The organism is Acidovorax sp. GW835-FHT14G06, from assembly GCF_058793595.1.
In genome coordinates, this window is record NZ_JBXAGA010000001.1 from 352,860 (window position 1) to 362,387 (window position 9,528).

The following is a 9,528-nucleotide window of genomic DNA, read 5'->3' on the forward strand; positions in this document are numbered from 1 at the left end:
CCATGAGCCCCGCCCCCCAACTTCACTTTGATGACTACATGGCCATCTCGCGCCTGTATGCAGAGTACGCGCTGGCCGTGGACTCCGGCCACTGGGATTTGTGGCCCGAGTTTTTCACGGAGGACTGCACCTACAAGCTGGTGCCCCGCGAGAACCACGAACGCGGCTTTCCACTGGCAACGCTGCTGTTTGAAAGCAAGGGAATGCTCAAGGACCGTGTGTATGGCATCCGGGAAACCCTGTTCCATGACCCCTATTACCAACGCCATGTGGTGGGTGCGCCGGTGGTCGTCGTAGCGAATGGAAACCGCTTTGAGGCAGAGGCGAACTACGCGGTGTTCCGCACCAAGCTCTCGCGTGAATCCACGGTGTTCAACGTGGGGCGGTACATCGACGTGATCGAACGGACTCCGGCAGGGCTCAAGTTTTCGAAGCGCATCTGCGTGTACGACAGCGAAATGATTCCAAACTCCATCATCTATCCCATCTGAACCGCCATGAACGAATCATCCTGGATTGACGCCACCAGTGAGGCCGAAGTACCCGAAGACGATGTCATCGGATTGCAGGTGGGTGAGCGCAGCATTGCCTTGTACAAGGTGGCCGGAAGGGTCTTTGCGACCGACAACATCTGCACGCACGGGCATGCGCGTCTTTGCGATGGCTTTCTGGACGGCCATGAAATCGAGTGCCCCCTGCACCAGGGGAAGTTTGATGTCCGTGACGGCAGCCCCACCTGTGCCCTCGTCACCGATCCGCTGAAGTGCTACCCCGTGCGCATCGACGGGGGGCGCGTGTTTCTTCAAATGGACTTGCACCCCACCTGAAAGAAACCGTGGCCGCTGACCGAGAGGTGTTCAACGGTCTGTGAGAGGGAGCAGAAGGCACCATGCAACACATGGTGCCTCAGGCCATCACCCCACCCACTTGCGCGCGTTGCGCCAGATACGCATCCAGCCGCTGTATTGGGCCTGGTCTTCGCTGGTCCAGCTCATCTGTACGTTGCGGAAAACGCGCTCTGGGTGGGGCATCATGGCGGTGAAGCGTCCATCGGCAGTGGTCACTGCCGTCAGGCCACCCGCGCTGCCGTTGGGGTTGAACGGGTACTGCTCCGTCGCGCGGCCGTGGTTGTCCACGTAGCGCATCGCAGCAATGGCCTTGTCGGCGTTGCCCCGGTACTTGAAGTTCGCATAGCCCTCACCGTGCGCCACGGCAATCGGCAGGCGGCTGCCGGCCATGCCCTGCAGGAACAGGCTGGGGGAATCGAGCACTTCCACCAGCGACAGGCGGGCCTCGAAGCGCTCGCTCTGGTTGGTGGTGAAACGTGGCCAGTCTTGTGCACCGGGGATGATGTCGGCCAGCTCGGCAAACATCTGGCAGCCGTTGCACACGCCCAGGCCGAACGTGTCCGTGCGACCGAAGAAGCCCTGGAACTGAGCTGCCAGCACCGGGTTAAACGTGATGGAGCGCGCCCAGCCAATGCCCGCACCCAGCGTGTCGCCGTAGCTGAAGCCGCCGCAGGCGACCACACCCTTGAAGTTTTCGAGTTGGACGCGGCCGGTCTGCAGATCGGTCATGTGCACGTCGTAGGCCTCAAAGCCCGCCTCGGTGAAGGCGTAGGCCATTTCGATGTGCGAGTTCACGCCCTGCTCGCGCAGGATGGCGACCTTGGGTTTGGCGAGGTTGAGGTACGGCGCGGCCACGTTGTCAGTGGCGTCGAACGTGAGGTGCACGTGCATGCCAGGGTCGGTGGGCTCGCCCGCTGCGGCGTGCTCGGCATCCGCATTGGCGGGGTTATCGCGCTGCTGGCAAATCTTCCAGCTCACCGCGTCCCACACTTGGTGCAGGTCTGCCAGGGTGGCGCTGAACACCGCTTTGGCATCGCGCCAGACCTGCAGCTCGCCCTTGCCTGCATCGATGGACGACGAGGCGGGGCGCGTCTTGCCGATGAAGTGGCTGAACCTGGACAGACCATGCTCACGCAGGGTCTGCATCACATCGTTGCGCTCGCTGGTCTTGACCTGCAGCACCACGCCCAGTTCTTCGTTGAACAGGGCTTTGAGCGTGAGTTCTTCGCGGCGCGCGCTGACCTGGCCCGACCAGTTCTTGGCGTCGCCCACTTCAGCACGGCTGTCGCTGATGCCGTCGCCTTCGGTCACCAGCAGATCGACATTGAGCGACACGCCCACATGGCCCGCAAAGGCCATTTCTGCCGCTGCGGCCAGCAGGCCACCATCACTGCGGTCGTGGTAGGCCAGGATTTGGCCCTTGGCGCGCAGCGCGTTCACGGCATTGACGAGGTTGACCAGGTCTTGGGGGTCGTCCACATCGGGCACCACATCGCCACTCTGGTCCAGCGTCTGGCCCAGGATACTGCCGCCCATGCGGTTCTGGCCCTTGCCCAGGTCGATCAGTACCAGCGTGGTGTCGGCCTCGGTGGCATTGAGCTGGGGCGTGAGCGTGCCGCGCACATCGGACAGCGAGGCGAAGGCGCTCACGATCAGGCTGACAGGGGACGTGACTTTCTTCTTGTCCGCGCCTTCGCTCCACTGCGTGCGCATGGACAACGAATCTTTGCCCACGGGGATGGACACGCCCAGCGCGGGGCACAGCTCCATGCCCACGGCCTTCACGGTTTCGTACAGCGCAGCGTCTTCGCCGGGCTCGCCGCAGGCGGCCATCCAGTTGGCGGACAGCTTCACACGGGGCAGCTCTATGGGTGCAGCCAGCAAGTTGGTAATGGCCTCGGCCACCGCCATGCGGCCCGAGGCGGGGGCGTTGATGGCGGCGAGCGGAGTGCGCTCGCCCATGCTCATGGCCTCGCCCGCAAAGCCTTTGTAGTCGGCCAGCGTCACTGCGCAGTCGGCCACAGGCACCTGCCAGGGGCCGACCATCTGGTCGCGGTGGCTCAGGCCACCCACGGTACGGTCGCCGATCGTGATCAGGAAGCGCTTGGACGCCACCGTGGGGTGAGCCAGCACGTCGATCACGGCTTTTTGCAGTGGCACGCCGGTCAAATCCATCGGCGCGAATTCGCGCACCACGGTCTTCACGTCGCGGTGCATCTTGGGCGGCTTGCCCAACAGCACGTTCATGGGCATGTCCACGGGCAGCTTCTGGTCGTCGGCCGTGGCGGCGGGGTCGTGCAGTACCAGTTGGCGCTCTTCGGTGGCGGTACCGATCACGGCAAACGGGCAGCGCTCGCGCTCGCAGAAGGCCTTGAACTGCTCCAGCGACTCGGGCGCGATGGCCAGCACGTAGCGCTCTTGGGATTCGTTGCTCCAGATTTCCTTGGGGGCCATGCCCGATTCTTCGAGCTGCACGGCGCGCAGGTCAAAGCGTGCGCCACGGCCTGCATCGTTGGTCAGCTCGGGGAAGGCGTTGGACAGGCCGCCCGCACCCACGTCGTGGATGGCAAGGATGGGGTTGGCCGTGCCCTGCGCCCAGCAGTGGTTGATGACCTCTTGCGCACGGCGCTCGATCTCGGGGTTGCCGCGCTGCACCGAGTCAAAGTCCAGCTCGGCCGCGTTGGTGCCCGTGGCCATGGAGCTGGCGGCGCTGCCGCCCATGCCGATGCGCATGCCGGGCCCCCCCAGCTGGATCAGCAGTGAACCGGCGAGGAACTCGATCTTCTTCGTCAGCTCGGCATCGATCACGCCCACGCCGCCCGCGATCATGATGGGCTTATGGTAGCCGCGCTGCACGCCAGCGACTTCCTGCTCGTATTCGCGGAAGTAGCCTGCCAGGTTGGGGCGGCCGAATTCGTTGTTGAACGCCGCGCCCCCCAAGGGGCCTTCGACCATGATCTGCAGCGGGCTGGCAATGTGCTCAGGCTTGCCCACCGTGCTGCCCCACAGCTTGGACACGGTGAAACCCGTGAGGCCCGCCTTGGGCTTGGAGCCCCGGCCGGTAGCGCCCTCGTCGCGGATCTCGCCGCCCGCGCCGGTGGACGCGCCGGGAAATGGCGAGATGGCCGTGGGGTGGTTGTGGGTTTCCACCTTCATCAGCACATGCTGTGTAACGCTACTTTTTTGATAGCTATTAGCGCTTGATTCACTAGCGCTTGCGGCCATTTTTGCCACAAAACGCTCCACCTGATGGCCTTCCATGACCGAGGCGTTGTCCGAATACGCGATCACCGTGTGCTGGGGCGCCAGCTGGTGCGTGTTGCGGATCATGCCGAACAGGCTCTTGCTCTGCGCCACGCCGTCGATGGTGAACTCGGCGTTGAAGATCTTGTGGCGGCAGTGTTCGCTGTTGGCCTGCGCGAACATCATCAGTTCCACGTCGGTGGGGTTGCGCTTCAGGCCCGTGAAGGCGGTCACGAGGTAGTCGATTTCATCGTCGGCGAGGGCCAGGCCGAAGCGGGTGTTGGCCGCTTCGAGTGCCGCGCGACCACCGGCCAGCACGTCCACATGCTCCATGGGCGCGGGCTGCAGTTCGGTGAACAGGGCGGCTGCGGCGCTGCGGTCGGCCACCACCGATTCGGTCATGCGGTCATGCAGCAAAGCGGCCACCCGGGCCAGCTGCTCGGCCGTCAACTCAGGGGTTTTGCCCAGCAGGCCCGTCTTGAGGCTGATGCGGTATTCGGTGATGCGCTCTACCCGGCGAATGGCGATGCCGCAATTGCGCGCAATGTCGGTGGCCTTGGAGGCCCAGGGCGACAGTGTGCCCAGCCGGGGCGTGACGATCAGCACGGCGCCATCTTCGGGGCCCGCATAGGGGTCGCCGTAGGTCAGCAGCGCAGCCAGGCGCTCTTGTTCTGCAGGAGTGGGGGCCGCATCGGTGGCGACCAGGTGCACGAAACGCGCTGCAATGCCACTGATCTTGGGGTGAATGGCCTCCAGGCCGGGTTGAAGTTGCTGGGCGCGGAAGGAGCTGAGGGCGTTGCCGCCCGCCAGCGTGGTCATGTGCAAGGTCACGGTAGCGGCCTGTTGGGGGGTGTCAGGGGTAGAGGGTGGCTCCGGGCGCCAGCGTGCAACCAGCACCGGAGCTCTCCATTTTACCGGGCATGGGCCGGCCGCCTGCGCAGCCGGGGGGCCGATGGGATAATTGCGGCATGAGCATCACCATCAAAAGCGCCGAGGACATCGAGGGCATGCGCCTGGCCTGCCGCCTGGCCTCCGAAGTGCTGGACTACATCACGCCGCACATCAAGCCAGGCATCACCACCAAAGAGATCGACCGCCTGGGCGCCGAATGCATGGCCCAGCAGGGCACCATATCGGCCACCGTGGGCTACCAGCCACCGGGCTACCCGCCCTACCCAGCTTCGCTGTGCACCTCGGTCAACCACGTGGTGTGCCACGGCATCCCCAACGACAAACCGCTCAAGAAGGGCGACATCGTCAATGTGGACGTGACCGTGATCACCAAGGACGGCTGGTACGGCGACAACAGCCGCATGTTCCTGATCGGCGAGTGCTCGATCGCCGCCAAGCGCCTGTCAGCACTGACCTTTGAGGCCATGTGGCATGGCATCGTACAGGTCAAGCCCGGGGCCCGCCTGGGCGATATTGGCCACGCGATCCAGAAGTTTGCCGAAGGCCATGGTTTTTCGGTGGTGCGCGAGTTCTGCGGCCACGGCATTGGCAAGAAGTTCCACGAAGAGCCGCAGGTGCTCCACTATGGCAAGCCCGGCACACTTGAAGAACTGGTGCCCGGCATGGTGTTCACCATCGAGCCCATGATCAACGCGGGCCGCCGCGAGGTGAAGGACTTTGGCAACGACGGCTGGACCATCGTGACCAAGGACCACAGTCTGTCGGCCCAGTGGGAGCACACCGTGCTGGTCACGCCCACAGGCTACGAGGTGATGACGCTGTCGGCGGGGTCGCCGCCGCTGCCGCCGTTTGTGACCGCCACGGCCACCTGATCTGGCCCCGCGACGCCGATGACACTCCCTGACGCATCGGCGCTCGCACAACTCTTGCATGGCATTTTCATGGCCCCTACCAGCACACTCCGACCATGACTGAACTCCATGCCCTGCGGGACACCTACCGCAGCGACAAGGCCGCCCTCCTGGCGGCCATGAAATCCACCGGCTCCTCCACACGCGGTATCCGTGTGTTGTTGCGCAAACTGTCGTCGCTGGCGGGCAACCTGCTCCAGACTCTGTGGCTGCGCGCCCAGCTGCCTGAAGACATGGCCCTGGTGGCAGTCGGCGGCTTCGGACGCGACCAGCTGTTCCCGTACTCCGATGTCGATGTCCTGCTGCTGTTGCCAGATGGCACGGCGCCCGAAACCGGTAGCGCATTGCGTGCGAAGCTGGAAGGATTCATCGGCAGTTGCTGGGATACGGGCCTGGAGATCGGGTCGAGCGTGCGCACGGTGGCGGAGTGCCTCGCCGAGAGTGCGGGCGATGTCACAGTACAGACCTCGTTGCTCGAATCGCGGCTGGTCTGCGGCAATGCGGCGCTGTTTGCCGAATTTCAGCGCCAGTACCGCGCGCAGATGAACCCCCAGGCGTTCCTGGTGGCCAAGACGCTGGAAATGCGGCAGCGCCACACCAAGTACGAGAACACCCCCTACTCATTGGAGCCCAACTGCAAGGAGTCGCCAGGAGGGCTGCGGGACCTGCAGATGATCCTGTGGGTGTCGCAGGCCGCCGGATTGGGAAGCAGCTGGAAAGAACTGGCTGCCAGTGGCCTGGCCACGGCCTTCGAAGTGCGCCAGATCGAGCGCAACGAAGCACTGCTGTGCCTGATCCGCGCCCGCCTGCACGCAGCGGCCGGGCGACACGAAGACCGCCTGGTGTTCGACCTGCAGACTGCGGTGGCCGAATCGTTTGGCTACCGCTCGCAAGCACCCGATGGCTCGCGCCTGCCCATGCGGGCCAGCGAAAGTCTGATGCGCCGCTACTACTGGGCAGCAAAGGCCGTGTCGCAGCTCAGCCAGATCCTGCTGCTCAACATAGAAGAACGCCTGAACCCTTCCACCCATGAGCCGCGTCCGATCAACGAACGGTTCTTCGAGAAGGCGGGTCTTATCGAGGTGGCCAGCGACGACCTCTACACCCGCGACCCCCATGCGATCCTGGAGACATTTCTGCTCTACCAGACCACGGTGGGGCTCAAGGACCTGTCAGCCCGCACCTTGCGTGCGCTGTACAACGCACGCGGCGTGATGGACAGCGCCTTCCGGCGCGACCCGGCCAACCGCGATGCCTTCATGCGCATCCTGCAACAGCCTTCGGGGATCACGCATGCCATGCGGCTGATGAATCAGACCTCGGTACTGGGCCGCTACCTGTGGCCGTTTCGCCGCATCGTGGGGCAGATGCAGCATGACCTGTTCCACGTTTACACGGTGGACCAGCACATCCTGATGGTGCTGCGCAACGTGCGCCGCTTCTTCATGGCAGAGCATGCGCACGAATACCCCTTCTGTTCGCAGTTGGCAGGCGGGTGGGACAAGCCCTGGATCTTGTACGTGGCGGCGCTGTTTCACGACATCGGTAAAGGCCGGGGCGGCGATCACTCACAGATCGGCGCTGAGGAAGTACGGCGTTTTTGCCGCCAGCACGGCGTGGACCGCGAAGATGGCCGGCTCATCGAGTTTTTGGTGCGGGAGCACCTGACCATGAGCACTGTGGCGCAAAAGCAGGACCTGAGCGACCCGGACGTGATCGGAGCCTTTGCGCGCCGCGTGGGCAACGAGCGCAACCTCACGGCCATGTACCTGCTTACCGTAGCAGATATCCGCGGTACCAGCCCCAAGGTCTGGAACGCCTGGAAGGGCAAGTTGCTGGAAGACTTGTACCGCGCAACCCTGCGCACACTGGGCGGCCGCGCACCCGACGCAGCGGCCGAGATCGAAGCCCGCAAGCGAGAGGCACTGGTGCTGCTGGCACTCAATGCCCTGCCCTTTGACGCCCACAAGGCCTTGTGGGCCACGCTGGACGTGAGCTATTTCATGCGCCACGACGCTGCCGACATTGCCTGGCACACGCGGCACCTGTCGCGCCATGTGGGCGCCGCCAAGCCGGTGGTGCGCGCCCGCCAGTCGCTGGCGGGCGATGGTCTGCAGGTAATGGTCTACGCCGCCGATCAGGCTGATCTGTTCGCACGCATCTGCGGCTATTTCGACCGCGTGGGTTTCAGCATCCTCGATGCGCGGGTGCACACTGCCAACAACGGCTATGCACTCGATACCTTCCAGGTCGTAGCGTCTTCCGCATCGGAGCAGCCCGGGCACTACCGCGAGCTGACCCACATGGTCGAGAGCGATCTGATGCGCGTGATCGAGGAAGGCGGCCCTTTGCCAGAGCCCACCCGCAAGCGGGTGTCACGCCGGGTCAAGAGCTTTCCTGTAGCGCCCCGGGTGACCTTGCGCCCCGACGAAAAGGCGCAGCGCTGGCTGCTGGCGATCTCGGCCAGCGACCGTGCCGGTCTGCTCTATCTCGTGGCACGCATCCTGGCGCAGCACCACCTGAGCGTGCAACTGGCCAAGGTCAGTACCCTGGGCGAGCGGGTGGAAGACACCTTTCTCATCCAGGGCCCAGAGCTGCAAAACAACGCCCGCCAGATCCAGATCGAAACCGAGCTGCTGCAGGAACTGTCGTCCTGACCTCCCCGGGATCGGCCCGGAACGTTATCAGGTTCAGTCGTCCTCAGTGGCACTGATTTCCGGGAACAGCACCTCGGTGAACCCGAACTGCGTGAAATCACGCACACGCATGGGATAAAGTTTGCCAATCAGGTGATCGCATTCATGCTGCACCACCCGGGCATGGAAGCCGTCCACCGTGCGGTCAATGGGGTCACCATACAGGTCAAAACCCGTGTAGCGGATGCGCGACCACCGCGGCACCTTGCCACGCAGGCCGGGCACGGACAGGCAACCTTCCCAATCCTCTTCCTCCTCCACGCCCAGGGGCGTGATCATCGGGTTGAGCAGCACCGTGGGCGGCACGAGCGAACGGTCCGGGTAGCGCGGGTTGCGGTCGTTGGAACCAAAGATCACCAGCTGCAGATCCACACCAATCTGCGGAGCGGCCAGTCCGGCGCCGTTCACTGAGGCCATGGTCTCGAACATATCGCGCACCAGCTGATGCAATTCGTCAGTGTCGAACGCGGTGACAGGCTGGGCCACGCGCAGCAGGCGGGGGTCGCCCATTTTCAAAATGGTGTGGTTGGTCATGAAATGTGGGAAATGCTTGGAGACAAGGCACCGTGCCGCCAACCTGGCGTTAGGGTGCCCAGCATATCGCGCCCTGCGGCCCCATGTTGGTGCATGGGTTTGCGAACCTATGCAGTCAGTTTTGTGGATTCGGGCCAAATTTTGTGTATATAATCTAAGTCTTGTTCCTCGATAGCTCAGTCGGTAGAGCGCCGGACTGTTAATCCGTAGGTCCCTGGTTCGAGCCCAGGTCGAGGAGCCAAGAATTTGCAGGCCCTGCATGAGAAAAGCGGGGCCTTTTAATTAGTCAGTTGATAGATACCGATCATTCCTCGATAGCTCAGTCGGTAGAGCGCCGGACTGTTAATCCGTAGGTCCCTGGTTCGAGCCCAGGTCGAGGAGCCA

General features: G+C 63.7%; 6 protein-coding genes and 2 tRNA genes. 6 read left to right on the forward strand and 2 right to left on the reverse strand.

What is annotated here, in order from left to right; translation table 11 throughout:
• Positions 1-2 precede the first annotated feature (2 nt).
• The gene (locus AC1Q64_RS01565; RefSeq protein WP_291436935.1) at positions 3-491 is read left to right on the forward strand and encodes an aromatic-ring-hydroxylating dioxygenase subunit beta; all 489 of its coding nucleotides are present in this window, start codon (positions 3-5) and stop codon (positions 489-491) included.
• A gap of 6 nt (positions 492-497) precedes the next feature.
• Positions 498-827 (forward strand): non-heme iron oxygenase ferredoxin subunit, encoded by a 330-nt coding sequence (locus tag AC1Q64_RS01570; RefSeq protein WP_492250217.1) that lies wholly within the window; start codon positions 498-500, stop codon positions 825-827.
• Between the two features lie 87 nt (positions 828-914).
• Here the strand turns inward: AC1Q64_RS01570 and purL are convergent, their stop codons facing one another.
• The gene (purL, locus tag AC1Q64_RS01575) at positions 915-4,922 is read right to left on the reverse strand and encodes a phosphoribosylformylglycinamidine synthase (RefSeq protein ID WP_492250218.1); all 4,008 of its coding nucleotides are present in this window, start codon (positions 4,920-4,922) and stop codon (positions 915-917) included.
• A 137-nt stretch (positions 4,923-5,059) separates the two neighbouring features.
• Between purL and map the strand changes: the two genes are divergently transcribed.
• Positions 5,060-5,875 carry a type I methionyl aminopeptidase gene (gene map, locus AC1Q64_RS01580; RefSeq protein ID WP_291436932.1) on the forward strand — a complete coding sequence of 272 codons (816 nt, stop codon included), beginning with the start codon at positions 5,060-5,062 and terminating at the stop codon, positions 5,873-5,875.
• Between the two features lie 95 nt (positions 5,876-5,970).
• Positions 5,971-8,571 (forward strand): [protein-PII] uridylyltransferase, encoded by a 2,601-nt coding sequence (locus AC1Q64_RS01585; RefSeq protein ID WP_492250219.1) that lies wholly within the window; start codon positions 5,971-5,973, stop codon positions 8,569-8,571.
• Positions 8,572-8,604: 33 nt separating this feature from the next.
• Here the strand turns inward: AC1Q64_RS01585 and def are convergent, their stop codons facing one another.
• On the reverse strand, positions 8,605-9,144 hold the full coding sequence (def, locus tag AC1Q64_RS01590; protein WP_492250220.1) for a peptide deformylase: 540 nt from the start codon (positions 9,142-9,144) through the stop codon (positions 8,605-8,607).
• A 165-nt stretch (positions 9,145-9,309) separates the two neighbouring features.
• Here def and AC1Q64_RS01595 point away from each other — a divergent pair.
• Positions 9,310-9,385 (forward strand) — tRNA-Asn (locus AC1Q64_RS01595).
• 67 nt (positions 9,386-9,452) lie between these two features.
• A tRNA-Asn gene (locus AC1Q64_RS01600) sits at positions 9,453-9,528 on the forward strand.

What these genes read in the sequence shown, in the direction of transcription:
- AC1Q64_RS01565 (WP_291436935.1), top strand. Translation starts at nt 3, where the DNA reads ATGAGCCCCGCCCCCCAACTTCACTTTGATGACTACATGGCCATCTCG.
- AC1Q64_RS01570 (WP_492250217.1), top strand. Translation starts at nt 498, where the DNA reads ATGAACGAATCATCCTGGATTGACGCCACCAGTGAGGCCGAAGTACCC.
- AC1Q64_RS01585 (WP_492250219.1), top strand. Translation starts at nt 5,971, where the DNA reads ATGACTGAACTCCATGCCCTGCGGGACACCTACCGCAGCGACAAGGCC.
- def (WP_492250220.1), bottom strand. Translation starts at nt 9,144, where the DNA reads ATGACCAACCACACCATTTTGAAAATGGGCGACCCCCGCCTGCTGCGC.
- map (WP_291436932.1), top strand. Translation starts at nt 5,060, where the DNA reads ATGAGCATCACCATCAAAAGCGCCGAGGACATCGAGGGCATGCGCCTG.